The organism is Nonomuraea sp. CA-143628, from assembly GCF_050942315.1.
Classification (GTDB): domain Bacteria; phylum Actinomycetota; class Actinomycetes; order Streptosporangiales; family Streptosporangiaceae; genus Nonomuraea.
This window is the reverse complement of record NZ_CP192072.1, coordinates 1,349,488-1,374,834: the sequence shown is the minus strand read 5'-3', so window position 1 is coordinate 1,374,834 and position 25,347 is coordinate 1,349,488. Positions and strand designations below refer to the sequence as shown.

The 25,347-nt window shown below is 65.4% G+C and carries 19 protein-coding genes and 1 pseudogene; 11 read left to right on the top strand and 9 right to left on the bottom strand.

Going from position 1 to position 25,347, the window contains the following annotated elements; genetic code table 11:
- The first annotated feature begins 17 nt into the window (after positions 1-17).
- The 5 genes and pseudogenes from ACQP2T_RS06455 (at position 18) to ACQP2T_RS06435 (ending at position 7,084) form a co-directional block, all read left to right on the top strand.
- Positions 18-1,673, top strand: a complete 1,656-nt coding sequence (locus ACQP2T_RS06455; protein ID WP_433515277.1) for a hypothetical protein — start codon at positions 18-20, stop codon at positions 1,671-1,673.
- Between the two features lie 97 nt (positions 1,674-1,770).
- Positions 1,771-2,433, top strand: coding sequence for a hypothetical protein (locus tag ACQP2T_RS06450; protein ID WP_433515276.1), 663 nt, complete (start codon positions 1,771-1,773; stop codon positions 2,431-2,433).
- A gap of 2 nt (positions 2,434-2,435) precedes the next feature.
- Positions 2,436-4,418, top strand: coding sequence for an Hsp70 family protein (locus tag ACQP2T_RS06445; RefSeq protein ID WP_433515275.1), 1,983 nt, complete (start codon positions 2,436-2,438; stop codon positions 4,416-4,418).
- A 1,724-nt stretch (positions 4,419-6,142) separates the two neighbouring features.
- A pseudogene (locus tag ACQP2T_RS06440) lies at positions 6,143-6,478 on the top strand (hypothetical protein); the annotation flags it as partial.
- A gap of 21 nt (positions 6,479-6,499) precedes the next feature.
- Complete coding sequence (locus ACQP2T_RS06435; RefSeq protein ID WP_433520022.1) at positions 6,500-7,084, top strand: hypothetical protein; 585 nt, start codon at positions 6,500-6,502, stop codon at positions 7,082-7,084.
- A gap of 124 nt (positions 7,085-7,208) precedes the next feature.
- Here the strand turns inward: ACQP2T_RS06435 and ACQP2T_RS06430 are convergent, their stop codons facing one another.
- The 6 genes from ACQP2T_RS06430 to ACQP2T_RS06405 all read right to left on the bottom strand — a co-directional run bounded on the left by ACQP2T_RS06430 (position 7,209) and on the right by ACQP2T_RS06405 (position 14,026).
- Positions 7,209-8,537 carry a DUF4407 domain-containing protein gene (locus tag ACQP2T_RS06430; RefSeq protein WP_433515274.1) on the bottom strand — a complete coding sequence of 443 codons (1,329 nt, stop codon included), beginning with the start codon at positions 8,535-8,537 and terminating at the stop codon, positions 7,209-7,211.
- Positions 8,530-9,654, bottom strand: coding sequence for a hypothetical protein (locus ACQP2T_RS06425; RefSeq protein ID WP_433515273.1), 1,125 nt, complete (start codon positions 9,652-9,654; stop codon positions 8,530-8,532). The genes ACQP2T_RS06430 and ACQP2T_RS06425 overlap by 8 nt, the downstream gene beginning before the upstream one ends.
- Positions 9,651-11,684: a hypothetical protein gene (locus tag ACQP2T_RS06420; protein WP_433515272.1), complete on the bottom strand. Its 2,034-nt coding sequence runs from the start codon at positions 11,682-11,684 to the stop codon at positions 9,651-9,653. The genes ACQP2T_RS06425 and ACQP2T_RS06420 overlap by 4 nt, the downstream gene beginning before the upstream one ends.
- Positions 11,668-12,567: a hypothetical protein gene (locus ACQP2T_RS06415; RefSeq protein WP_433515271.1), complete on the bottom strand. Its 900-nt coding sequence runs from the start codon at positions 12,565-12,567 to the stop codon at positions 11,668-11,670. The genes ACQP2T_RS06420 and ACQP2T_RS06415 overlap by 17 nt, the downstream gene beginning before the upstream one ends.
- 132 nt (positions 12,568-12,699) lie before the next feature.
- Positions 12,700-13,368, bottom strand: a complete 669-nt coding sequence (locus ACQP2T_RS06410; protein WP_433515270.1) for a Crp/Fnr family transcriptional regulator — start codon at positions 13,366-13,368, stop codon at positions 12,700-12,702.
- Between the two features lie 490 nt (positions 13,369-13,858).
- Positions 13,859-14,026, bottom strand: a complete 168-nt coding sequence (locus ACQP2T_RS06405) for a hypothetical protein (protein WP_433515269.1) — start codon at positions 14,024-14,026, stop codon at positions 13,859-13,861.
- A 162-nt stretch (positions 14,027-14,188) separates the two neighbouring features.
- Between ACQP2T_RS06405 and ACQP2T_RS06400 the strand changes: the two genes are divergently transcribed.
- Positions 14,189-14,371 carry a hypothetical protein gene (locus ACQP2T_RS06400; RefSeq protein ID WP_433515268.1) on the top strand — a complete coding sequence of 61 codons (183 nt, stop codon included), beginning with the start codon at positions 14,189-14,191 and terminating at the stop codon, positions 14,369-14,371.
- Positions 14,372-14,574: 203 nt separating this feature from the next.
- Here ACQP2T_RS06400 and ACQP2T_RS06395 read toward each other — a convergent pair whose 3' ends face one another.
- Positions 14,575-14,796: a LacI family DNA-binding transcriptional regulator gene (locus ACQP2T_RS06395; RefSeq protein ID WP_433519719.1), complete on the bottom strand. Its 222-nt coding sequence runs from the start codon at positions 14,794-14,796 to the stop codon at positions 14,575-14,577.
- A 188-nt stretch (positions 14,797-14,984) separates the two neighbouring features.
- Here ACQP2T_RS06395 and ACQP2T_RS06390 point away from each other — a divergent pair, with 188 nt between their 5' ends.
- From ACQP2T_RS06390 to ACQP2T_RS06370, 5 genes are all read left to right on the top strand, one after another.
- A complete protein-coding gene (locus tag ACQP2T_RS06390; RefSeq protein WP_433515267.1) occupies positions 14,985-16,178 on the top strand; it encodes a sensor histidine kinase in 1,194 nt (397 codons plus the stop codon).
- A 23-nt stretch (positions 16,179-16,201) separates the two neighbouring features.
- Entirely contained in the window at positions 16,202-16,873 is a 672-nt protein-coding gene (locus ACQP2T_RS06385; RefSeq protein ID WP_433519718.1) for a response regulator transcription factor, read from the top strand.
- A gap of 184 nt (positions 16,874-17,057) precedes the next feature.
- Positions 17,058-20,264, top strand: a complete 3,207-nt coding sequence (locus ACQP2T_RS06380; protein ID WP_433515266.1) for an efflux RND transporter permease subunit — start codon at positions 17,058-17,060, stop codon at positions 20,262-20,264.
- Positions 20,261-21,508, top strand: coding sequence for a glycosyltransferase (locus ACQP2T_RS06375; protein ID WP_433515265.1), 1,248 nt, complete (start codon positions 20,261-20,263; stop codon positions 21,506-21,508). The genes ACQP2T_RS06380 and ACQP2T_RS06375 overlap by 4 nt, the downstream gene beginning before the upstream one ends.
- A 15-nt stretch (positions 21,509-21,523) precedes the next feature.
- A complete protein-coding gene (locus ACQP2T_RS06370; protein ID WP_433515264.1) occupies positions 21,524-23,587 on the top strand; it encodes an ArnT family glycosyltransferase in 2,064 nt (687 codons plus the stop codon).
- A gap of 41 nt (positions 23,588-23,628) precedes the next feature.
- Here ACQP2T_RS06370 and ACQP2T_RS06365 read toward each other — a convergent pair whose 3' ends face one another.
- Together ACQP2T_RS06365 and ACQP2T_RS06360 are read right to left on the bottom strand one after the other, a co-directional pair.
- Positions 23,629-24,249, bottom strand: coding sequence for a TMEM175 family protein (locus ACQP2T_RS06365; protein ID WP_433515263.1), 621 nt, complete (start codon positions 24,247-24,249; stop codon positions 23,629-23,631).
- A gap of 113 nt (positions 24,250-24,362) precedes the next feature.
- Positions 24,363-25,310, bottom strand: a complete 948-nt coding sequence (locus tag ACQP2T_RS06360; RefSeq protein WP_433515262.1) for a helix-turn-helix domain-containing protein — start codon at positions 25,308-25,310, stop codon at positions 24,363-24,365.
- Positions 25,311-25,347: the final 37 nt, after the last annotated feature.

Genomic DNA, 25,347 nt, shown 5'->3' with positions numbered 1-25,347 from the left:
CTTTCACATTGGCGCATATGAACAGCTCATTACCTGATGACGTCACGCGCGCGGAGGCAGTGGCCGCGTGGCGCCAGAACCGCGCGCGACGCAAGGCGGCCAGGTCTCCCGACGGGAGGATCGCCGACCAGTCCGCTATGGCCTGGGCAACCCTGGGATTGCACGGCCGGGACACCATCGAGAGCCTGAAGCGAGGTTTGCGCGACCTGCTCGAGTGTTCACCGGGCGCCCCGGAGCAGTATCGCGTGACCGTCGAAGAGGCGATTCTTTCCGCGCCGGGACCCGATCTTCCCCATGCGGTGCGAGGTCTCCTGAGTGTCATGACGCCCCCCCGGCTCGTTGAGGCCTTGAACAACCTCGTGCAAGCGGGGATGCCCTGGCTCAGCCCCCGAGGGGAACGGCACGCCCAGCTGCTGGCCATGGACCTGCCGAGCATGGGCGCCATAAGGCCACTGTCCAACGAGTTCCTGGACGGCGGTCCTAGATGGCGTTGCTATCTCGCGGCGCTGGGACACCCCACCCGAGTCACGGCCGATGAGATCGATCAGACCGTCCCGCGAGTTCCCCTGACCATCGTGGACGACCTCATCGATCTCGGGCTAATCGGCGCGGACGAGCACCCGTGGCGGCTGAGGCCCGACCCCGGTGAGGGCGTCTACGTACGAGCCCGGCTGGCGCCGGAAACCATCACGCGCGCAGACGCAGGGCGGCTCCAGTGGAGCGAAATGGAACGCCGGCACACCTTTTTGGACGGGGAGCATCTCGGCGGCGACGACATTTATGGCATGCTCACCAGGCTGTGGCGAGGAGAGGTCGACGTACGGCTCCGCGGCCAATTGCCTTTGGAGCAGCAGACGCGGCTCGATCAGATGCAACACGGCGCCCAATTAGGACGATGGCCGCAGGAGTTGATCGACGATCACGCCCTGTGGGGCGCCCTCGCCGCTCTGTGGACGCCAGCCGAGGCAATCGAGGCCAAGCTGAGTGAGTTCCACACCTGGCGCGGGCTCTGCGTCTGCTATCTGCATATTCTCGCGGGCAATTTCAAGAAGGCCAGCGTTCAGGCTCAGAAGCTTTTGGAGGCGGCCGCTGCGGTCGATGAGAACGGCAGATGGCTGCTTGACAAAGAGACCTTCGCCGAGGTCCACAATATGGGCGCATACCTGGCCCAGCAGAACAACGAGCTGGAGCTGGCCATCAAGCTGCTCTCCAACAAGGACGTGGCGAGCGATGAGATTGCCGCCAAGAACCTGGCCCTCGTCCGGAAGCGGCGCGAGACGCTCGTCAATGATCGTGAAGACTGGCAGAATCCCTACCTCGCGCTCGGGCTCGCACACGGCGACCCTGACTGGAAGGAGCGATACCGTTGGTTACTTCGGCAAGTCCGAGGAATCACCGAGCAGGAAGCCGCCATTAACCGAGCCGAGCGTCGGCTGAGGCGGGCGACCAGCGAGACTCCGTTCTTCGTGATACCGCTGAGCGAGGACATTTTCCTTCCGCCGACCGACAGTCGCTCCGCCGCTCTCCTGCCGCCCTTGGAACCGCTCCCCCGGCGCACGCCAGCGAGTACCAGTGCGGACTTCCGGACGCTGCGCGAGTGCGCCGCAGAAGAGCTACTCGCCGAGTTCCATGTATCTCCTCCAACAGAAAAGATCATCAATGCCGAGCAGTGAGAGAGGACCCCAGGGCAAGGGCCGCGGTCGCAACAGCCAGCCATCCAGTTCGGGGAGGTCAAACCCAGCGTCCCCAGGGCGACGTTCTGCGCCCCAGATGACGGACGGTGATCTGAAAGCCACCCTCGACGCCCGATTTGACCGGCTCTCCTCGGACTTGGAGAAGACCGTCAAGAAGCACGTCCGGCAGGCGCTGAGAGCCGAGATACGCCAGGAGGTCGAACGCGAGGTCCGGGCGGAGATCGAGCGCGACGTTCACCAGGAGATGGCGGCACGGCTTGCCGGATTGGTCAGCGAGCACCACCATCTGGACCCGGCCACGATCCTGCAGGACTTCGTTCGGCAGGTCACTGAGCTACTTTCCGGCTCACCCCAGCCTGCGGCTGACACCCTCACACAGCAAGAGCTCGTGGAGGCGCTGCGGCAAGGCGTCCTGGACGCCTTCCGCGCCCGTCGGCTCCACCTGGCCCACTTGGCCGAACTCGACTCCCATCTGCGTGAGGCCACCGACTTGGACAGTATCCGACTGCTCGTCGGCGAATGGTTCACGGTGACCAGGCTCAAGCGCGTCACCACTCCGGCGGAGAGCCCAGAGTGCTTCACCGCGGTGAATCTGCCGACCGATGGCCCCTACCTGGCTGTCGTACGACCCGCGTATGTCGATATGGCCACCCGCAAGACCGTACGAAGTGGGCAACTGCGCCACACTGACGACCCGGCAAGCGCGATCCATGACGACTCCCCCGTTGGAGGGCACTGAAGATGGCAACGGGCATCGACTTCGGCACGACGAACTCCGTGGTTGCGCAGTGGAACGGGGACGAGGTCGAGGTTCTCCCCCTCGACGCGGACAACATCGACTCCGATTGGCTCTATGAGGAATTCCAGGGCGTCTTCCCCACCATCGTTGGTGAGAGCTCGACCCGGCTCGGCGCGCTCTTCGGCTGGGAGGCGAAGCTCCGTTCCAACCGAGTCTTCGAGGCATGCAAGCGCATGCTCCGCAACGACGAGAGCATCCGGCTGCGCGACGCCTCCGTCCCGGCGAGCGTGGCCGCAGCCGGGGTCTTCCGCGCCATGCGCGAACGCGCCGAAGACAACCTCCTGCGGCCCTTCGACAGCGCGGTGATCACTGTTCCCGCCAACGCCCGCGGGGCTGCGCGCTACCGTACGCGTGCGGCGGCGCGAGCGGCAGGCATCCAAGTCAAGGCGCTGCTGAACGAACCCACCGCCGCAGCACTCTCCTACATGCACGACATGCAGCAAGAGGGCCGCATCATGGTCTTCGACTGGGGCGGCGGGACCATCGACGTGACGCTCCTCGAACACATCGATGGGCATTTCGAGGAACTTGCGTCCAAAGGCATCACCCAACTGGGTGGCATCGAATTGGATAAGCGACTCCGTAAACTGCTCCTCCGTAAGCTCCCAAGCCATCCAGTCCTGTCAGAGCTGGAGAGCCGGGAACTCGACCTCATTGTCGAACGAACCAAGATCCGTTTGTCGAAGGAGCCGACGGCGGTCGCCCGTATCCCTGGCAAGGGCAAGTTAGTGCAGGTGGGCCGTGACGAGTTCGAGCGGGAGATCGCTGATCTCGTGGAACAGGCGCTCCAACCAGCCCGGCAATGTCTCAACGAAGTCGGCATGCACCCCGACGAGATCGACGGAGTCCTTATGATTGGGGGAACCAGCCAGCTCCCCTGCGTACGAGACGCCGTTGAGAGGCTCATAGACGATGAGGTCGTGCCAGACGTCATTTGTCATCCCATGACAGCCGTCGCTCGGGGAGCGGCGATCGCCGCGGCCATCCTCGATGGAAAGGTCGACAGCTACCTGCGTGTGTCGTCGATGTTCGCCCTTGGCACCAGCACCACTGACCAACGAAGTGGCAGAAAGGTCTTCAGCGCGATAATCGATCAGCACACACCACTTCCCGCCATTGAAGAGAAAAAGTACACCCCAATCGACGACGGGCGATCCCAACTCACTGTTCCCGTATGGGAGGCGGATCCTGCCAAGTCACTCGACGACCCTGAGAATTTCCAGCTGACCAAGCTCGAGCTCAAGTATCCAAGGCCTCTCCGCCGGGAAGAGGCCATCTTCAATCTCCGCTACACCTACACGGTGGACGGCCTGCTACATGTCAAAGCTACCCTCGACAAGACCGGCGAAGTTCTTCTAGATCAGGAAATCCGGGATTTCACAAGCGGCGATACCTTACCGATCGACGAGATCCAGCGTCAAATGAGCGCGTTGGACCGACTCACTCCCTCAGGAACCTCCCTGACACAAATGACGTCCACCACAGCGAAGTCCTTCGTTGTAGACGGCTCAAATCTAGCCTGGTACGGGCGAGATGCCAGAAAAGGCGACATTCCTAGCCTCAGCCTACTCCTCAACGGCATTCAGGCACTTCAGAAGAAATTCCCCGGCGCAAAAGTTACGGTCTTTGTCGATGCGACCCTGCGGCATAAGTTGACTTTAGCGGAACAAATGATGCTCGACAACGCCATTCGGCAGGAAATCATCCTGCCGACCCCCGCCGGAACCCATGGAAAGGCTGACCGACTGGTGACGATGTTCGCTGACGAGACCGGCAGCATCATCGTAACCAACGACAGCTATAAGGAGCTCCAAAACGAGTTTCCGTTTCTATTAGACGATGGGCGCTTTCTCGGCGCTACGCCCGCCGGTGGGCATTGGCTGTTCTCACCACGGTCGCCGGTCCGATATCGGCCCAACTTCTGATTAAGTACGTAGGACTTCCCTGCCGCGGACAGCACTAGGGCCACAGATTTTCATGCCGCAAGACTGAGTACTTACTTCCGATGCTCGGGCCTTGGCGACCATGCGCGGCGGCGCTTGACACCGCGCCTAATTCGCTTCCCTTACCGGGCATGCGGTCAAGCAGAAACTCCCGCGCGGGGGATTGATGTCGGCCTAGAGCTCGTCAAGGAACCTTTACACACGATCACTCAGGACGTGCCGTGAAAGAAGGGCGTGGTCATAGACCCGCTCAGCGGCCTTGCCGTGCTCCGCAGCAATCGGGGCCAAGGAAACCAGCACTCGACGGACCACACCCCTGAGTGCAGGCACAAACCGGAGCCCGAATCGAGCGCGACGACGTTCGCGCCCCGACGGTTGGGACGCTCGGTCAACACCCACACGAACATGCCGGTATGCGCCCGACTGGCCGTCACCGGATCGACGCCCTCGCGTTCGCATACCTACAGGTACTCGGCCAACCCGCGTGCGTAGGCATCGATCGTCCGCGGCGACCTTCCCAGATCCGCCCAGATCTGCAGCCACTCGGCCGCCCGCGCATGTCGGCCAAGAGCCGGCCACTTCCCCTCCAGCACCATCGTGCCGCTCAAGCCATCTCCCCAGCTCTGTGGTTAGGATCGAAGGGACATGATCACCCCCACGGCCAGATTCCACGCACCTTTAGGATGATCAAACGGATCATGTTCGGGCGAGAGCCAACCCGACCTTCTGTGCAACAGTGTCTCCCACACGGCCGTTGAGCACGGAAAATGGGCCAGACCCGCACGTACTCGACCCATTGACACCTGCGCTCCCCACCCAGGGAACACCCTGGGTGGGCCGAGCTCGGTTGCCGGACTTCTTATTTTGTGGAGGGCTTAACGAGTCCTCGAAGGGGCAGTCCCAAGAGGCCGGGATCGTCTTTACCGGCGCGCTGGAGAACCCATCGACGCAGGTCTCGTTGCCCATGGATCACTCGGTATCACAGGAGTTGTTCTCGCTCCACTCGCCGTAGAGGAGCCCGCAGATGAGGCAGGCCGATACGGCCTCAAGATCGGGCGGCCAGTCGTGCTGGTTCCGGACCATAATCATCCTGTTGAGGAGGCATCCGCGCCAAGACCCCAGGCAAGAGCCGGGAGCCTGGAGATGGGTCTGGCTGCCGCTGGTGCCAGCGGTCAGCCAGACAGGTGCCGAGAGACAGCGTCCATCAGAAGCTCGCTCTGGAAGTCGCCCTCTCGCGACGGATGATGTGATCGGGAGCTGCATCGGCGACGCGTCGACCACCCTGGGCGTTGACGGCCCACAACAAGTGCATATCGACGCTTAGATGTCACCGATCCGCTGGACGAGTCGCTACGGACCGCAGATATAGTTCACCTCAGATCCTTTCTCCGAGTCGTTTCGAGACGGGCCCCGCAGCTTGCGGGTGTGGAGAGGGGACATCGGCCTGGCCGGGTCCGAGAGTTGCAGCTCTCGGGCGACCCGCCGGGCCGTCCCCCGTTGTGGGGCATACTTCGCCTTATGACCAATGTTCATGTCTTGGTCATTCGGTAGATCTCGGGCTAGCTTACACCTCCTCATACCCCTCAGACGCGCGTCAACTTCCGTATGCGCAACTGAACCTGGAGATCGGATTGCGCCGAATAATCCTCTAGGTGATCACCTGGACATCTGGTTCCACGGGCACATATCTGCACGTGGACGGGAGTATGCGAAAGTTTTCGTCAAGGCCTCTTCGGCTGGCTGTCGCCACGGCCTCTAAGAGTTCCCGCGTGGATCGGTGTCCACCTGGCGGGCACCTGCGGAATGATCCGCACGTTGATCAATTGCGTATCAAGATGTGCGATGACTATGGTGCAGTTGCGCACGACGATAGAGAGGGGAGTCGATCGGTGGGGTCCAGCAGCACTAGCGAAGAGACTTCCTTCTCCTCATGGCTGACTCAAATGGCACGAGCCATGGGCTATCCAACCGACGCATCTCTGGCGGAAGCTCTTGAGATCAGTCCTTCCACGATCTTGAGGTGGGGGCGCGGCAGCCGACCCTCGGTAGAACATCTGGCGAGGTTGAGCAACATCCTTGGCGTACGGCTAGAAGGGCTTCTAGCGCTGGCAGGGCACGTGAGACCCGGCGTCTTTGATGCCAACGCTGACCTACCGGAGCCGCCTTCACCCATCACTGAGACCGTCCGTCGCATCACAGACTCACCTCTGAGCGAGGCGTCCAAGGATGCGCTCATCAATTACTGGAATGAGCGGCTCGCCGAAGAGCGAGCTCTGGTATACGAGTTGATCCGAATACTGAAGGGCGCCGAGCGAGGCGAAGTCGACGTAGTCGATGACCTCGCGACTATCCTCCGCTTGGCCTCTCAACCAGAGCTCTCCTCTCACCTCGTGGAGCTGCTCAGGCGCGTCACAACAATCCTCCACGGACCCAAGCCAAGGATCCGCCAGCGTCGCGCAGTTACGAAAGAGCTTCGGTTCGCGCTGCGGCCAACGGCGGCGGGCCGCGTTCGATTTGAGGTCATCAACCCTGACGGGAGCGTAGCCGCTTTGGGGGACGAGTTCGACACCTCAGAGGAGGCTGTCCGACAACTCGAACGCCATCTCGGCGTTGAACTCGACGACGTCCAACTGCTTGGAGAGATGTAGAGCCGGCATTCGTACCGACGGGTGCGGAAGATCAGGTGGCTTTCGTTGGGGGCGCCCCCCGGAGCGATCAAGGACGATCTGCGCTCCAGCATGTGCTCGTTACTTACCGTATGGGACAGGGTCGTTATCGTTGCGTTGGCATCGAGGTAATAAGGGTGCGGGCGAGACGGTCGATCTCGTCGTCCCTAGATGCCTCGTCGACGCGCTGATCTCGGTCGATCCTGCCGCGCTCGGCTTTCAGTCGACGCTCCTCCTCGCGTAGCCTGATCTCGTAATCGCCGGTCGTCTGCCGGGTGGTGAAGTTCAGTTCGGCCTCGTGGCAGGCCGAACCCGCGCGCAACTCCTGCGTGAGAAGGCGGTCGTACTCGGTCTTGCCGTTCAGCATCTTCGAGATGATTGGCATGCAGTCGAGCAGGACGAAGATGATGCGCAACAACCAGTGGGCGAAGTTGACCATGCCGCTCCGGCCGGCGACCGTGCCCAATGCCTCCCATCGGTCCAGCAGACCGATGTCGCTGTAGGCTCGCTTCTTCTCCTCGGCATGCTCAGCGATCTTCTTGCTGAGAGTCGTTACGCGTTCCTTTTCGGCACCTGCGCGATCGACCGCGAGCGAGCTGAGCTGCTCCCTCAGGTGCGCCACGTCCGCCTGTTGCTGAGAGATGTCATGGTTAGTGAGGAAAGTGTTGAGCGCGTTCTTCCGCATCCTGCACTCAGGACCGTCGCCAGGTATGCCCGTGGTCTGCTCCGTGTCCTTGCCATAACATTCCTGGTCTCGGCGTCTCACCAGAGTCGCATGCTCTGTTACGTCCGCCGCCAGCCGAACTTCCGCGGCCTTGAGAGTACGCTGCCTCTCTGTCATGTTGCCTTCGACGGTGAGCGCTTGGTCGCCGCCGTCGAGGAGATAACCGGTGCAGTCGACACTCGAAGGCGCTTGCCCCCTAAGGGGGTTGCACTGCTTAAATCGACTCTCCGTCAGGCTGATCGCCTGGTCGCGCTCCACCATGATCTGCCGGTCGAGCCGTTCCTGGAATATCTTCAGGGTCAGCGGTTCGGCGATGAAGACCCCGATGACAACGGCGAGGGCGAGGCGTATGAGCACGTTGCCCCAGCGGGACCAGCCGTCAGCGTCGCCGTGGAGACTAGTGATCAGGAATCGGTCGACGTTAGCAATGATCAGGCCCCACAACACCGCCACTGGCACTAGGTACTGCAGGGATCCGTGCGACAGCAGTGTTAGGGCACCCAGCATGGAGGTTCCCGCGATGAGCGCGGTGCTGACCACGACTCCGCCGAGGCTGGTGTAGCGGGAACGTTCCTGCGGGACACTTGCGAGGATCTTCTCGTCGACTCCGGTGAACCGGCGCAGGAACGCACCAGGAGTAAGCCGTCCCCGGCGCCGGGGGTGCCGTCCGTGCTGCTCGGCCGCCTTGGGTCCGTGGAGGATGTCAACCACGGACGTCCTCCTCCATGAAGAAATCGTCGTCGGTCTCGCCCGCCGTAACCTCGGCACGGGCCTCGTAAGCGGGTCCTTCGAGCTCCTTCACGTCCGCTTCAGGTTCGACGTCATCGAAGCTGGCAAGCAACTCCTTGCCTCTTGTCTCGTCGAACAGACCCCGGGCAATCGCTGCCTGGACGACATCGGCCCTGGCGCGGGCCTGAACGACTCGCAACTCATGCTCCTGCTGGATCCCGCGCTGGGTAGCGCTGTATTCCCGGTCACCCAGAGCGGCGTAACGGTCGGCGGCCTGCTGGTCGTCGAGACCGCGAGCGGTGAAGTACAGGCCGTCGGCGGCACCAGGACCGCTGTTCAGGAAGTCCCTGACCTTCGTGGCTTCGGTGATCTGCTGATCCCGGTCGAGGGTCGCCTCTTGCCGGGTGAAGTCGTTGGCGCTGCGATCCTTGGCGTGCAGGTAATCCTGCTCATCGAGTTCGAAGTCACGGTCGAGCTTGCGTTTAGCGTCGCGGAGGCCGTATTCGCCCTGGATGTTGTGCAGGCCAGTTTCGTAGCGTCGCCGCCCGTGGGCGATCTCGTCGGGGGCGTATACGTCGAGGCCGGCGAACTCGGCCGACATGCCGGACAGCACACACGGCACTACGGTCGTGTAAGCCTTCACCTGGGCGTGCACGATCGTCCACAACTCGTGGACCTCGTGCAACCCGTAGCTTCGGCCGAGTTCGAAGAGCTTTTGGTAGGCCCGGATGTAGGTGACCAGATGCTCAGCGACGTCAGTCAGACCGGCGCGCACCACCTCGATCGGTTCATCGACCGTGCAGCGGAAATGTGCAGCGACTGTGAAGTCGTGGGCGCCGGAGGAGTTGATCGACACGTGGATCGTCACCGGGTGGTCCTTGGCCACGTCCACGACGCTGACACTGTCGCCGTGCAGTACGTGCGGTTCGTCGCCGCGCAGTCGCCGGTCACCCAGCACGAACGTGCCGTCGTACTCGAAGACGAGCCGCTGGTGTGGGAGCTGGCGGGGCAGGCTGGAGATCGGGCGCCGGGGTTTGCTCAGGAACCCTTGCTTGGCGACAGGATCAAGGGGAATCTGGCTGATCACGGGGTAGCTCATGGACGCTTTCCAGGGGTGTCGAGGGACAGTACAGCCGGGTTCAAGAAGATCCGGAGCAGCGACAGGAGAAGCTCCAGCCGGTTCTCGTCTGCGTTTCGGGAGATGGCGTAACGCCGCAGGTCATGGGCCAGTAGCGGCCGTTCCTTCGCAGGGAGTGCCTCCACGAGCGCTGCGAACAGGGCACGGACACGGTCGCGGTCATCGTCGTCGCGCTCGTCGAAGGCGCAGACGGCGTCGTACAGGGCAGCCAGTGCATCCTGGCGGTGAGGGCGCTTGACCAGAACCGCGGACCAAAGTTTGGCGAGGGGTGCAGCTGATTCAGGGCAACTGCGCAGGTGGGCAGTGACTGTGGGGGTCCTGACACCGTCCGGGCGAGCCGACAGGACGCCCAAGATCGCCCGAATCTGCGGGTCGACCGTACGGCCGATCCGCCTGTCGTTGCTGATCTGATGAGCCAGCCGGTCGAGCATCGGGAGGGCGTTGCCGGTGGCCTCGGTCAGCGCTGCGAACAGACGGGCCAGCGCAATCTCCGCATGCCGGACAGGCTTCTCACTGTTTCTGATCTGCAGCCAAAGCATCCGGGTCGCCTCCAGCGGGAACCGGATGCCCAGCTCACCGGACCAAGCAAGGGTGGCGGTGAATTTGGGTCTGACGGCGGACGCCCTCGTCCACAAGCTGACCGTACGCAGAACCTCCGGACGGGTCGTCTCGTCCATGCACAACCAGGAGATGGCCATCGCGGCGGTGGCCTGCCTGCGCATGACGCCCGTTCCGCGGGCCCATGGGGTGAGAAAGGTGCTTTCGACGTATGAGTAGTCCGCGACGGAGGCCAGAACCGCTACGCCCCTAGCAATCTCCGCCTGTACGCTCGGATCGCGTAGATTTGCGCACTCATGTAGCCATTCGGTGACCGGATCCCACAACCGCATACCGTGCCTCTGGTACAGCTCCCGCATCACATGTGTTCGGTGGCCCTCGACCTTGAACTCCAGCCTGCGTTGCGGCGACAGATTGAAGAGCGAGCCCTCTGCCACCCGGAGCAGACGGCGGCTCGGCATTGGATCATCCGCCGAGATGGCATCTGCTTTTTCCACGCTGATACCGGCGAGGGACTCCAGTTGAGCGAGCAGCAATTCGAAGTCGCTTTCCGGGAGGCCGGCGGCGAATGCCATGGCTGCCATCTCCAAGAGCTCGCCTCGAGTACGCGGGCCATCGAACCAGGCGACCACGTCGCGCCGCCCGGCGGAGTCCAGCCTGCCGAGCGCCTTGTTCAGCGGAACCCCTGAGGCCAGATCACGCGCTAGCGTCACCACGTCGGTCATGGCATGGTCGGTGGTGATCTGGGCGGCCGCCTCGTCAGCGATCTCGGGCGCCACCTCGTGAGCCCGCAGAACGTCGCAGGCAGGCGGCGGTAGCCAAGGTATTTGGTCTCCTTCGGGCAGCGAGGTAGCCGTCCCTGTGATCACCAGATATGCTCCGGCATCGCGCACGTGGCGCCTGATCTCCCGCACGTGAAAGTCGGCGATGCTCCCGTCAACGTCGTCCTTGGGCCAGTCGCACAGCAAATAGCCGTGAGCTGGCCGAATTTCGCGGGCGGCCAGCTTCTCCAGCGTGTAGGACGGGCTGAGTTCCACCACCCTGTCGCGCCGCGCGCCGACGAAGTCATGAAGCAGGTTGAGCGCCGCCGTCCGGCGGCCCGTGCCGACGTTGCCGATCAAGGCCACCATGTTGCCGCTCTCCAGCTGTTCGGCGGCGGCCTTGTAGCTGGCGTGGCGCACGTAGCAAGTGCGGGCCTCCTCCATCTCGTGCTGGGAGACGGGGCCGGACGTGCGGCGAGAGTTGGGGCGGGAACCTGAGATACCGAAAGAGGCTCCACCGACGTTGCCGTGGATGTGGTTGATGACGGTCTGGACCTGGGAGACCTGGGCGAAGATTTCGTCCGTCGCCTCGGCCTGATCAGTTAGATCGACCGGCGTGGCTTCCTCGCCGATCAGGACCCCCTCGGCCGGCGAGTCAGTTTCGGATGCCAAAGTTGATCTCCTCACCGGAAATGGGGGCGGTGATCAGGTTGACGGTCATCTGCTCGGCGTTGAACTGCTGCGCGAATTGCTTCGCGGTGGCGTCGACCCGCACCAGCTTCTCCAGGGACTCCAGCAGGTCGTCGCGCGACTCCGGGTCGGCCGGTTGGCCCTGCTCGGAGCGAAACTTCTTGATCTTCGTGAGCAGTTTCCGAGCGCCACCGAGCCCGGTCTCGGTGCCGTAGGCGCCGAGACGTTCGAGGGCGCCACCAGCGATCAGAGCCCACAGGGTGTCGGCGACCTCGGGCAGATTGTCCATGTCGAGAGTTCCTTTCTGATCCAGGTCTTCTGGGGGCATCCACATCCAGGCGATCTCGGTGCGTTCCTTGGTCGGCACTTCAAGCCGGGTGAAGGACTCTGGTTGGTAGGAGGTGTGGAGCTGTCGAATGACGTCCTCATAGAGCCGATCGGTGAGGATCAGCACCAGGTCGGCGCGCGGGTTCACCTTCAGGGCGGTACGGGCGGCCTTTGCGTCGAGCAGCCGGCAGGTGGTCACCACGACCTGGCCGACGAAGCCCATCGCGCCACGTTTCACGACCCCGTGACCGATCGAGATGCGTATCCTCAGGCGTGCATCGTCGCGGCGCTCGCGGTTGTGGTCGTGGAGCGCCTTGCGAACGCGGCGGACCAGGTCGTCGATGACCCGGAGCTCTGGCTCCCCTTCGGGCAGGACAATGACCTCACCGTCGCCGGCTTCCTGGCGAGCCCAGGTCTCGCGGCGCAGGCCAGCCTCTCGTGCGCCGCGGTCCATGACCTGGGCCAGACCCGACTGGATCGAGTCGTGCCGTAGGTCGTCACCGCGACCGTATCCCTCCGCATCGACCGCCACGACCAAGCGGCGGCTGAAATCAGAATCAAGCATCACGTCACCTTGTGGTTGCGAGAAAGATCGACCAGAGTGGTCGGGGAGATCGACGGGGATAGAGTCTGACGAAGATCACGTCGTCTCAAGACGTACCAGTACGTTTTACCGGAAGTTGGCCAGACCGATCGGGTCGATGATCATCTTCCGGCGATGACTGGGGTCGATCAATTCAAGGTCCTTGAAACGTCGGATGGCCTTGAAGACGGCGTCTTTCCTCGCGCCGACGAGATTGGCGATCTCCTCATGGGTAAGAACGACTCCCAGATCCCGTTTTCCGTCTACCCTGTCGACTCCGTGTCGGCCAGAGAGTTCCACGAGCACGTTCGCGACCCTTACCGGCACGCTGAACTGAGCGAAGTCGGTTCTTCTACGGTTGGCCCAGTCGAGCCGGTCGGCAATCATCCTGGCCAGTGCATTCCATGCCGCCGGGTGGCGATCGAGGAAGTCGGTGAACGCCTGCGCACGGATGACGTGCACCAACATCGGACTGCACGTGGTCACCATGGCCGATCTCGGCTGTCTGCGCAGAGCTGCAAGTTCGCCGACCACATCGCCGCTGACACGGATGCCCAGCATGGCCGCCCCGCCCGATTCGAGGTACGCCGTCACCTTCACGCACGCCGTGAGCCGCTGATCTGGGATGGACCTCAGTAGATAGACCTCGGACCTCTCTCGATCTCCTTGATATATGAGTGGTTCGCCGGCCTGCCGCAGGGACGACGGCGCGAGAGTCAGAAGTTCCGTTCGCTCCTCCGGGCTGAGCCTGTCCATGAGGGTGCCAATAGGCCACCTGACTGGGAAATGATCGTTTATCACAGATAATGCGCCTTGGGTCATCGATGCGAAGCCGTTAGAAGCTACACCCAGAAATATCTGGGAGCGAGATTTAAATAGCCCCCAGAGTGTACGTATGTGGTATTTTGTCCGACTTCTCCCGAAAAATAGGCCGAAAACGCTGGGAGAGTGGAACAATGTTCCTGTGATTGGCGTGAATCAGCGGACCGTATGCGCATATATGCGACTTATGTGCTTTACGGTGAGCTTGTTGGCTTTCTGAGAGACATCTGTGCTTATGCGGTTGCAGCTTCAAGTAGGCATGCCGTCGGCATTGGAGTCCAACGCGGTGTACGGCCTCGGCGCCGGCACGATGAGGCTGTTCGGTCACAATCCAGTCCTCCGCCACGAGTAGCACAAGCGAGCCATGAGGATCCTGGGAGTCGAGCTTGATGTCCCTACGCTCGTCCCACCCCGGGTCGGCCAGTCACTGCTTGGCGACGGCGGCGTTCTGCCCTGCGAAGTCGGGCAGGGTGACGCGGGTCGGCTTCTGCGTCTCCGCCTTGGGAAGATCCTGCTCGCTGCGCGCTGATGCGGTTCGATCGGCCTCGGCGAGCACCGAGAAGACGTGTCGTGGGACGTGGAGATGAGTCATCGCAGTTCCTTCTTCGACGTGTTGTGGCGAGAAAAGGAGAACACACTGTGAAGCGAGCGCACAAGTGATTTGGCGTTACTGGACTGAATCGGTCTGATGTCCTAGAGTCCGGTCCACGTCTTCCGCGAGACTGTCGCTGAAGCAATCGGCGAGGAGTGGGACATGACGAGCGTGACAGCGAAGACGCCGGGGATCGGCAGCCTTGTATCGGTGCGCGGCAGGAGGTGGGTGATCGGCGACGTCGTCCCCTCGCTCCGCAACACGGTGGTGATCCTGCAGAGCGTCGAAAACGGCCGCTACGGCGAACTCGCTCACGATCATCTGGGAGGTGTAGCCGGGCCTTAAGGTGCTCCTGAGCGACTCCCTGCCCAACGTCGGCATAGACGGGTTCGACTCACCGGAGCGGCTTGCCGCCTTTCTCGACGCCATCCGATGGTCGGCCGTCATGAGCGCGGACGTGAAGAACCTGCAGGCTTCCTTCCGCTCCGGCGTGGCCATCGAGGACTACCAGTTGGAGCCGGTCGCCAGAGTCGTGGACCCTCCCCGTCTCAACCTGCTGCTCGCCGACGACGTGGAGCTCGGAAAGACCATCGTCCCAGCCCCGTACGGGCGGATCGAAGGGTTCGGGCGGCCGCGTTGGGGACGTATCCGAGCTCCGCCATGGCGTCGAGCACGCGCTGGCGCGTCTGCGGGCGGACATACTCATAGTTGTTGACCACATTGGAGACCGTGCGCTGGGAGACACCGGCGGCACGAGCCACGTCGTGCATGCTCACGGCCATCAGCGCAATGCCATGCCGAGGGTCGGTATCACGGCCTTCATCGCAGTGTTGGGGGCCGCTCGCATGCCTTCGTCGAACCCTCTGATCCGGCCGTACTACGGTCGCAGTAGCGCGGATGGGTACCAAGGGATGAGGGAATTCCCCCAGGTCAGACCTAATGTTTAGAGGTGCGTACGGTGACCTGGCTGCGACGGGAGCTCCTTTCCCGACCCTACGTGGCCGACACGATCCTGGCCGTGTGCGTGTATGCGATGACCCTGCTGTCGCCGGGCGGCCCCCCGCCGCCGGGGGCGGAGTGGTACAGCGAACTGCGGTCCCTCACCGCGTACGACATCGCGCTGGCCTCGGTCTTCTGCGGTGCTCTGGTCTTCCGGCGGCGGTGGCCCCGCGCCGTTCTCGTCGTCACGGTCATCGGGTCCATCGCCTCCGCCGTGATCGACGGCGGGCGGAGCGCACTGAACCTGGGGTCGGCGATCGCGGTGTACACGGTGGCCTCGCGAGTCCCGCGCCGGCACGCCTGGGCCTACGGAGGGCTGGCTGCGCTCGTGATCACCGCGGCCAGGGTGGTGTTCGGCGGCAGCGCGTTGCTGACGCCCGAGATGCTGGCGCCGATCGCGTCGATCGGCATGGCCACCGCCGTGGGGGACTCGCTGCGTAGCCGCAGGGCCTATGTGGCCGCCATCGAGGAGCGGGCGCGCCGGGCCGAGGAGACGCGTGAGGAGGAGGCCGAACGCCGGGTGATGGAGGAACGGCTGCACATCGCGCGGGAGTTGCACGACGTTCTCGCCCACCACATCGCGCTGATCAACGTACAGGCGCAGGTCGCCGCGCATTTGCTGGCGTCCGAACCCGAGCAGGCCCGTACGGCGCTGGGCCATGTGCGTGAAGCCGGCCGAGAGGCGCTGGATGAGTTGCGGACGACAGTGGGGCTGCTGCGCCGGCCGGGGAGCCGTGATGAGCTGCTGACCGAGCCCGCGCCGGGGCTGGATCGGCTGCCTGAGCTGGTCGATTCCTTCACCGCTGCCGGGCTGGAGCTGGGCTGGCTCATCTACGGTGATCCGCGGCCGTTGCCCGCTCCGGTGGATCTCGCCGCGTTCCGGATCGTTCAGGAGGCGCTGACCAATGTGAGCAAGCACGCGCCGCGGGCGACCGCGACCGTGCGGATCGACTACGCCGCCGATGAGGTGATCGTCGACGTGGCCGATGACGGTCGGAGTTATGCGGGTGGAGCCTCCGGGACCGGTCACGGGCTGATCGGTATGCGGGAGCGGGCCCTGTCGGTCGATGGGGCCTTCGTCGCCGGGCCCGTGGATGGTGGTGGGTTTCGGGTGCACGCCGTGCTTCCCGTCTCGAGAAAGAGCCGGCGATGACCCCTCTCAAGGAAGAACAGGTCATGACCGTCAAAGTGCTGCTGGCCGACGACCAGGCGCTGGTCCGTGCCGGGTTTCGGGTGCTGATCGACTCGGCCCCAGACCTGACGGTGGTCGGCGAGGCTGCCAACGGTCATGACGCCGTACGGCTGGCGCGGGAGACCATGGCCGACGTGGTGCTGATGGACATCCGCATGCCCGGAATGGATGGTCTGGCCGCGACGAGGGAGATCACCGGCGATGCGGCCACGGCCGGAATACGGGTGCTGGTCCTGACCACGTTCGAGATCGACGAGTACGTCTTCGCCGCGCTGCAGGCGGGTGCCAGCGGGTTTCTCGGCAAGAGTGTGGAGGCCGGTGAGCTGCAGGAGGCCATCAGGGTGGTGGCCAGGGGTGACGCGCTGCTGTCGCCGTTGGCGACCCGGCGGCTGATCACCCGCTTCCTGGACGGGCGCGGTGTCTCGGCCCAGCATGTGCCGGAAGACCTGGCTGTGCTCACCGAGCGCGAACGTGAGGTGATGGTGCTCGTGGCTCACGGGCGTACCAACGACGAGATCGCCGATCTGCTGGGGATCAGCCGGGTGACCGCCAAGACGCACGTCAACCGGGCCATGACCAAGCTGAAGGCGCACGACCGCGCCCAGCTGGTGATCATCGCGTACGAGACCGGTCTGGTCCGTCCCCAAGTCCGCTGATCGCCCAAGAACCGCAGAAAAGCTGATCCCCCGGAACCGCGGACGCAGTAGTCCGCGCCCGCGTCTACTGCGATCGCCGCAGTTCAGAACCCTCCTCCAGGCGGACGTCCGCCCAGAGCGACGCACCGAGGCTTGAAGTGGTCCCAAGCCGTTCCCGCGCACCCATGCGAAGAGAAGTGGAAAGATGTCGTTTCTGGCTAGATTGAGCCTTGCCCAACGGGGGCTCATCGCGCTCATCACGGTCGTGGTGCTCGCGTTCGGCGTTTACGTCACCCCGGCGCTGCAGCAACAACTCCTGCCCTCCCTGTCGTTCCCCCAGGTATCGGTCATGGCGACATACGCCGGCGCCGCTCCGCAGATCGTCGAGGACCGGGTCACGGTGCCGCTGGAGGAGGGGGTACGCGGGGTCACCGGCGTCACCGGGGTGAACTCGACCTCGCGGGAGTCCAGCTCGACGGTCCAGGTGGCCTTCGACTTCGGCACCGACATCGACGACGCGCAGAGCAAGATCCAGCAGGTGGTCAGCGGGCTGGCCGACCGGCTGCCGGACGGGGTTGAGCCGAAGGTGGTCGTGGGTAGTACCGACGACCTGCCGGTCATCCAGCTCGCCGCCGCTTCCGACAAGTCCCAGCAGCGGCTCGCCGAGCAGTTGAAGACCCACGTGGTCCCGACGCTCACCGGCATCGAGGGGGTCAAGGAGGCCTCCGTCACGGGCACCCGGGATCAGGTCATCACCATCACCCCCGACACCGATGAGCTGAAGAAGAAGGGGCTGGACACCAGCGCCATCTCCACCGCCATCCAGGGCGCGGGCCAGCCGATTCCCGCCGGATCCCTCACTCACGCGGACACGACGCTGAGCGTCCAGGTCGGCGGCAGGTTCGAGTCGATCAAGGACCTCAAGGACCTCTACCTCGCCCCCGCCGCGCAGGCATCCCAGCCCCAGGCTCAGCCCCAAAACCAAAACCAGCGCCTGGGCTCCCCACAAGCCACCCCAACCACCACGAAAGCCGAGAAGCCCAAGCCCGTACGCCTGGGCGACGTGGCCACTGTAAAGCTGGGCCTGGCCGAATCGACCACGCTCACCCGAACAGACGGCAAGCCCAGCCTGGGCGTCTCCATCACCATGAAGCCCGGCGGCAACGCGGTGTCGATCTCCGAGGACGTACGCGCCAAGCTGCCCACCCTCGCCACCGCCCTCGGCACGGACGCCGCCCTCACCATCGTCTACGACCAGGCGCCGGAGGTGGAGAAGTCCATCGAGAGCCTGACCACCGAGGGCCTGCTGGGCCTGGCCATGGCCGTACTGATCATCCTGGTCTTCCTGTTCTCACTGCGCTCCACGCTGGTCACCGCCGTCTCCATCCCCCTGTCGGTGCTGATCGCCCTGATCGCCCTGTGGGCCTGGGACTACTCGCTCAACATGCTCACCCTCGGCGCCCTCACCATCGCGATCGGCCGCGTCGTCGACGACTCGATCGTGGTCCTGGAGAACATCAAACGCCATCTCTCCTACGGCGAGCAGAAACGGCAGGCGATCGAGAACGGCGTACGCGAGGTCGCGGGCGCGGTGACCGCCTCCACCCTCACCACCGTCGCGGTGTTCCTGCCCATCGCCTTCGTCGGCGGATTCGTCGGCGAACTGTTCGGCCCGTTCTCCATCACCGTCACGGTGGCGCTGCTCGCGTCGCTGCTGGTGTCGCTGACCGTCGTACCGGTGCTGAGCTACTGGTTCCTGAAGCCGCCCAAGGACGGCGGTGATCGGCACAAGGCGGAGGAGAAGGAGCGCCGCAGCCTGCTCCAGCGCGCCTACGTGCCGGTGATCCGTTTCGCCACCCGGCACCGGCTCACGACGGTCGCCGGCGCTCTGGCGATCCTCATCGGCACCCTCGCCCTGGTCCCCAGGCTGGAGACCAGCTTCATCGACAACGCGGGACAGAACACCGTCAACATCACCCAGAACCTGCCCGTCGGCACGTCCCTGGCCGCGGCCGACACGAAGGCCAAGGAGGTCGAGAAGGTCCTGACGGGCCTCGACGCGGTCAAGTCGTACCAGGTCACCGTGGGTGGCGCGAGCGGTGTCGGGTTCGCCGGTCCCATGGGTGGCGGTGGTGGCGGTACGGCCCGCGCCAGCTACTCCCTCACCCTGCGCGAGGGCAGCGACACCGCGGCCGTGGAGAACACCCTGCGCGATCAGCTGGGCAAGCTGTCCGACGCCGGAGAGATCAGCATCGGCGAGACCGGCGGATTCGGCGGCGACGGACTTGAGGTACAGGTCCACGCCGGTGAGCAGGACACGTTGAGCGACGCGGCGCGAGTCGTCCAGCAGGCGATGGCGGCCATCCCCGGCGTCACCGAGGTGACCAGCGGCCTGGCCGAGACCGCGCCGCGCGTCGAGGTCACCGTCGATCGCAAGGAAGCCGCCGAGCGCGGCCTGTCCGAGGCTGCCGTCGGCCAGCTGGTGTCCCAGGCGTTCCGCGGCAGCACGGTCACCCAGCTCACCTTCGACGGCACCACCGCCGACGTCGTCGTGGACACCGGCGACGCGCCCGTCTCGCTCGGCGAGCTGCGCAAGCTCGACCTGCCGGGGAAGGGGGACCTCGCCGATGTGGCCGAGGTCAAGCAGGTCAACGGACCTGTCTCGGTCAGCCGAATCGACGGGGAGCGTACCGTCACCGTCTCCGGCAAGATCACCGGCGCCAACCTCGGCGCCATCAGCGCGGACCTGGACAGCCGGCTCGCCAAGCTGACACTGCCCGCCGGCGCCACCTACTCCGTCGGCGGTGCCAGCGCCGACCAGGACGAAGCCTTCGGCAGCCTCGGCCTGGCCCTGGTGGCGGCCATCGCGCTGGTGTTCTTCGTCATGGTCGCCACCTTCCGCAGCCTCATCCAGCCGCTGCTGCTCCTGGTGTCGATCCCGTTCGCCGCCACGGGCGCGATCGGCCTGCTGCTCACCACCGGCACCTCGCTCGGGCTGGCGGCGATGATCGGCCTGCTGATGCTGGTCGGCATCGTGGTCACCAACGCCATCGTGCTGCTCGACCTGATCAACCAGTACCGAGGTCAGGGGATGCCGCTGCATGAGGCCGTCGTGGAAGGCGGGCGCAACAGGCTCCGTCCCATCCTGATGACGGCGCTGGCCACGATCTTCGCCCTGCTGCCGATGGCTCTGGGCATCACCGGCGGTGGCGGGTTCATCTCCAAGCCGCTCGCGATCGTGGTGATCGGCGGTCTGATCAGCTCGACGCTGCTGACGCTCGTCCTGGTGCCGACCCTGTACACCATGGTCGAGAGCCGGAAGGAGAGGATCCGGGCCAAGCGCGCGACGCGATCCGCCGTACCGCCCATCGCCGAGACCCCGGTGGAGCCCGCCATCCGGGGACAACGATGACCAACACTGCCCGCGGCCGGGGCGCCCTCCGCGACTTCCAGCCCTCGATGCTGCCGAATCCCACGGTCGAGATCGTCATCCCCGTCTACAACGAGGAGCGGGCGCTCCCGGGATGCCTGCGTACCCTCCACGAGCACCTCAGTGCGTGGATGCCGTTCCCCTGGCGGATCACCGTGGCGGACAACGCGAGCGTTGACCGAACGCTGGAGGTGGCCCGGGAACTGGCCGCCGAACTGCCCGGAACGCAGGTGGTCCACCTCGACAGGAAAGGGCGCGGGCTCGCGCTGCGTACGGCGTGGGGTGCGAGCGAAGCCGACATCGTCGTCTACATGGACGTCGACCTGTCCACGCGCCTGGACGCGCTGATGCCGCTGCTCGCCCCGCTCGCCAGCGGCCACTCCGATCTCGCCATCGGCAGCCGGCTGGCTCCCGGCGCGCGTACCGTGCGCGGACCGCGCCGCGAGCTGATCTCCCGCTGCTACAACGCGATCATCCGGCTCACGCACGGAGCCCGGTTCAGCGACGCGCAGTGCGGCTTCAAGGCCGCCCGTACGGACGTGCTCGGCCCGCTCCTCGAAAGAACGCGGGACGACGCCTGGTTCTTCGACACCGAGCTGCTGCTGCTCGCCGAACACAACGGGCTGCGCATCCACGAGGTCCCGGTCGACTGGGTCGAGGACGTGGACACGCGGGTCGACGTCGTCAACACCGCCACGGACGACCTGCGCGGGCTGTGGCGGGTGGCCCGGATGAAGGCGTCGGGCGCCGCGCGGGCCCCGTTGCCGAGCCGCCCCGCCCCCGCCGCCGAGCACCCTGACGCCGTGTTGGCCCCCAGCAGGGCGCGCTCCCGGATCACCTGGGAGGTCGGCTGCTTCGTGGCCATCGGTGTGCTCTCGACGGCCGGTCAGGCCCTGCTGTACTGGCTGCTGCGCGCGTGGTGGCCGCCCGTGCTCGCGAACCTGGTGTCGCTGCTCGTCCTCACCCTCCTCAACACCGAGGCCAACCGCCGTCTCACCTTCCGCTGGTCCGGTACGGGGGCCGGCCGGGCGCACCTGGGGGCCGGTGCCTTGTTCCTGCTCGGGTACGTCGTCACCTCCGCCGCCGTGCTGCTGTTCCGCGAGGTCCAGCCCGAGGCGTCGGCCGCGGCCGAGACGCTGGTGCTCACCGCCTCGTCCGTGCTGGTCACCGTCGTCCGCTTCGTGGTGCTGCGGCTGGCCGTCTTCCGCCGCACCACCCCCCTCTAGAGAGTGACGTACGAGATGACTCCGCCATCCACCCCCCGATGGGCGGCTCCGGCCGCGCTCGCGGTGATCCTGCTCCTGGCCGCCGGTCTGTACGGCTGGGCGCTGGGTTCCCTCGGTTGGGGCAACAGCTACTACTCCGCCGCCGTGAAGTCGATGGGGCAGAGCTGGACGAACTTCCTGTTCGGCGCGTACGACCCAGCGGGCGTGATCACCGTCGACAAGCCGCCGGCGGCGCTGTGGCCGCAGGTGCTCAGTACCAAGATCTTCGGCCTGCACGGCTGGGCGATGATCCTGCCTCAGGTATTGGAGGGCATCGCCACGGTGTTCCTCCTGCACCGGACCGTACGCCTGTGGGCGGGCGAGGCGGCGGGGCTGCTGGCCGCGCTGGTTCTGACGCTGACCCCGATCACGGTGGCGATCAACCGCGACAACAACCCTGACACTCTGCTCGTGCTGACGCTGGTGGCGGCGGCATACTTTTTGACCCGCGCCTTGCGGGCAACCTCCGGCCTGAGGTGGTTGTGCGCCGCCGGGTTCCTGATCGGTCTCGGCTTCATGACCAAGATGCTGGCCGCCTGGATGGTGATCCCCGCTTTTGGGGCGGCCTGGCTGGTCGGCGCGCGCGGCCCCTGGCTCGGGCGGCTCGGCAAGCTGCTGATCGGTGGCGTCGTCCTTGTGGTGTCCTCTCTGTGGTGGGTCGCCATGGTCGCGTTCTGGCCGGGGAATCGGCCGTACATCGGCGGCAGCACTGACGGCGGCGCCTGGGACCTGGTCGTCGGCTACAACGGCCTCGGGCGGATCTTCGGCGGCGAGGGCGGGTTCAGCATCTCCTTCGGTGGAGCGGCCGGGCTGGGACGGCTCTTCAACGAGCAGGTCGGTGGGCAGATCAGCTGGCTGCTGCCGTTGTGCGGGCTGGCGTTGGTGCTGGCCCTGGCCGTCGCTGTCCTGCGCTGGCGCGGAGTCACGATGCCCGGTGAGCCGCTCGCCGCGGCCGGGTGGGTGCTGTGGGGTACCTGGCTGGTGGTCTGCGGTCTGGTGTTCGCCACTCAGAAGGGGATCTTTCACCCGTACTACACGACTCAGCTGGCCCCGGCGGTCGCCGCCGTCACCGCCGGGTTCGCCACGACGCTGGCCCGTGCCCACCGGGCGGGGGCTCGCTGGGCACTCCCGCTGGGAGCAGGGACCGTGGCGGTGACCACGGCCTGGGCCTATGTCGTGATCGGGCGGGTGCCGTCCTGGAACGGCTGGGTGGCGTGGCTGGTGGGCGCGGCCGGGGTGGCGGGGATCGTCCTGCTCCTGCTGGCGGGTCGGCGACGACTGTTGCCCGCCGGGCGGCCACAGCTTCTGCCCGCCGCCGTCGGCGTCGCGGTCCTGGCGGTGCTTTCGGGGCCTGCGGCCTGGGCGGTCAGTGTCCCCGGCTCCACGTCGATGATGGGCGGCGCCAACCCCACCGCGGGGCCGCCGACCATGCCGTTCGGCCAAGGGGCAGGCGGAGGGGGCCCGGCCCAGGGCGGCTTCGAACTCCCAGAAGGAATGCAACTCCCGCCAGGCACGAAGCTCCCGGAAGGCATGGAGCTCCCGCAAGGGATGCAGCTCCCCGAAGGATTTCCTGGTGGATTTCCCGGCGGGAACGGTGGCATGCCATCCGGATTCCCCGGCAGCGGCGCCGAGCTAACCCCCGACCAGCGCAAGATCCTGGACTATGCCGTCAAGAACTCCGGCTCCGCCCGGATCAAACTCGCCACCGAGGGCGGCGCCATGTTCGCCTCCACTTTCATCCTGAACAGCGACGCCACGGTCATCGGCATGGGCGGCTTCATCGGCATCGACGACGCCCCGACCGTCCAGCAGCTGAAGGACTGGACGAGTTCGGGGCAGCTACGCTTCGTCCTGGGCTCCGGTCGGGGCGGCTTCGGCGCCATGATGGGCGGGGCGAGCACGCACCGCTCGCAATGGCTGAAAGAGAACTGCGGAGAAGTCCCCGCCGCCGCGTACGGGGAAAATCCCACCGCCTCCACACCGAGCAGTCCAATGACGGGAGGCGGCACCACCCTCTACGACTGCGCCGCGAAGCACTGACGCACGGCGCCGCCCGCACAGTAAGGGCGCGGAACGTGGTATTACACGGCCTTTCGCCTGGGGCGCATGTCGAACATATAGATGATGAGCAGCACCACGTAGAACACGAGCGCGCCTATCGCGCTGAACGCGCCGATGACGGTAGCGGCGAGATAGAGCACCGGCCCCATGCCCCAGCGAAATCGCAACGAGCGAGCCTCCGCTGGGGTGATGTGCCCGCCGAGATGGCGGTGTCCTAACGAGGCGTACCACCACACGGCGTTGTAGAAAATGCCGCCGATCACCAGCGCGATTCCATAGAAGACGGCGGCCATCTGGGTGCCGTGTTCGGCGCGCAACGCCTCGGCCAGCACATGCGTGGGAAACGGCAGAAAGGCGACATCCATCAGGAGGAGCACATTGAGGGTCAGCAGTGTGCCGTCAGTCCTGCGGATGAAGTGGAACATCCGATGGTGGTTCATCCAGATCAACCCCACCAGCAGGAACGTGATCACATAGGCCAGGTAGGACGGCCACAGTCCTAGCAGCGCGCCCCCGAGGTCCTCTTCCCAGCCTTCGGGCAGCCGGATCTCGAGCACCAGCAAGGTGATCGCGATGGCGAACACGCCGTCGCTGAACGCCTCCAGGCGCCCGGTGCTCATCGCAGAAGGGTCATCGCTCACGCCGGGCATAGTAGCGAGAGGACCGGGTTCACGCTGATGAGGTCCGGGCTCCTGGCCGAGACCCCGTGGAGCCGGCAACTGCTTCTCATGGACATCAATGACCTCGACCAGCCTCACGCCCGGAACGTGCGGCGGTAGGCATCCGGCGGTACGCCGATCGCTCGGTGGAAGTGGCGGCGCAGTGTCGTCGCCGTGCCCATGCCCGCCGCCGAGGCGATGACGTCGACGCTGTCGTCCGTGATCTCCAGCAGCTCCTGCGCGCGACGGATCCGCTGCGTCAGCAGCCATTGCAGCGGGGTGGTCCCGGTTACTGAGCGGAAGTGGCGGGCCAGGTGGCGCGAGCTCATGTTCGCCTGGCGGGCCAGGTCCTCCACGGTGAGGGGCTGGTCCAGCCGCCGCATCACCCAGGTGAGCAGTTCGGCCAGGGGATGGCCGTCCTGGTCGGGCACGGGTGTGGTGACGAACTGGGCCTGGCCACCGGCCCGGTGGGGCGGCACGACCAGGCGGCGGGCGACCACGTTGGCGATCACCGAGCCGTGGTCGCGGCGGACCAGATGCAGGCACAGGTCCATCGCCGCGGCCTTGCCCGCGGACGTGAGCACGCTGCCGTTGTCGACGTACAGCACGTCCGGGTCGACCTCCACCAGGGGAAAGCGCGCGGCCAGTACGTCGGTATGGGCCCAGTGCGTGGTCGCGCGCAGCCCGTCCAACAGGCCGGCGGCGGCCAGCACGAACACGCCCGTACACAGGGAGACCACCCGCGCGCCCGCCTCATGGGCCGCGCGCACCGCCTCGACCAGGTCGGCCGGCGGGTCCTCGTCGACGTCCGCCAAGGCGGGGACGATCACGGTGTCGGCGTGCGCCAGCCGGTCGAGCCCGCCGTCCGGCTCCACCGAGAACCGGCCGACCCGGACGGCGTGCGTGCCGCAGATCCGGACGTCGTACCAGGGACCCGGTACGGCGTCAGGGGCGGAGCCGAAGACCTCGTAGGCCAGGGCCAGCTCGAAGTGCAGCATCCCGTCGGTAGCGGCGACCGCGACGGAACGCGGGAAGGGGCTCATGTCGGGAATTGTACGGGTCGTGTCGTTTCGGACGCTG

What these genes read in the sequence shown, in the direction of transcription:
- ACQP2T_RS06455 (WP_433515277.1), top strand. Translation starts at nt 18, where the DNA reads ATGAACAGCTCATTACCTGATGACGTCACGCGCGCGGAGGCAGTGGCC.
- ACQP2T_RS06450 (WP_433515276.1), top strand. Translation starts at nt 1,771, where the DNA reads ATGACGGACGGTGATCTGAAAGCCACCCTCGACGCCCGATTTGACCGG.
- ACQP2T_RS06445 (WP_433515275.1), top strand. Translation starts at nt 2,436, where the DNA reads ATGGCAACGGGCATCGACTTCGGCACGACGAACTCCGTGGTTGCGCAG.
- ACQP2T_RS06425 (WP_433515273.1), bottom strand. Translation starts at nt 9,654, where the DNA reads ATGAGCTACCCCGTGATCAGCCAGATTCCCCTTGATCCTGTCGCCAAG.
- ACQP2T_RS06410 (WP_433515270.1), bottom strand. Translation starts at nt 13,368, where the DNA reads ATGGACAGGCTCAGCCCGGAGGAGCGAACGGAACTTCTGACTCTCGCG.
- ACQP2T_RS06405 (WP_433515269.1), bottom strand. Translation starts at nt 14,026, where the DNA reads ATGACTCATCTCCACGTCCCACGACACGTCTTCTCGGTGCTCGCCGAG.
- ACQP2T_RS06400 (WP_433515268.1), top strand. Translation starts at nt 14,189, where the DNA reads ATGACGAGCGTGACAGCGAAGACGCCGGGGATCGGCAGCCTTGTATCG.
- ACQP2T_RS06395 (WP_433519719.1), bottom strand. Translation starts at nt 14,796, where the DNA reads ATGCACGACGTGGCTCGTGCCGCCGGTGTCTCCCAGCGCACGGTCTCC.
- ACQP2T_RS06385 (WP_433519718.1), top strand. Translation starts at nt 16,202, where the DNA reads ATGACCGTCAAAGTGCTGCTGGCCGACGACCAGGCGCTGGTCCGTGCC.
- ACQP2T_RS06380 (WP_433515266.1), top strand. Translation starts at nt 17,058, where the DNA reads ATGTCGTTTCTGGCTAGATTGAGCCTTGCCCAACGGGGGCTCATCGCG.
- ACQP2T_RS06375 (WP_433515265.1), top strand. Translation starts at nt 20,261, where the DNA reads ATGACCAACACTGCCCGCGGCCGGGGCGCCCTCCGCGACTTCCAGCCC.
- ACQP2T_RS06370 (WP_433515264.1), top strand. Translation starts at nt 21,524, where the DNA reads ATGACTCCGCCATCCACCCCCCGATGGGCGGCTCCGGCCGCGCTCGCG.
- ACQP2T_RS06360 (WP_433515262.1), bottom strand. Translation starts at nt 25,310, where the DNA reads ATGAGCCCCTTCCCGCGTTCCGTCGCGGTCGCCGCTACCGACGGGATG.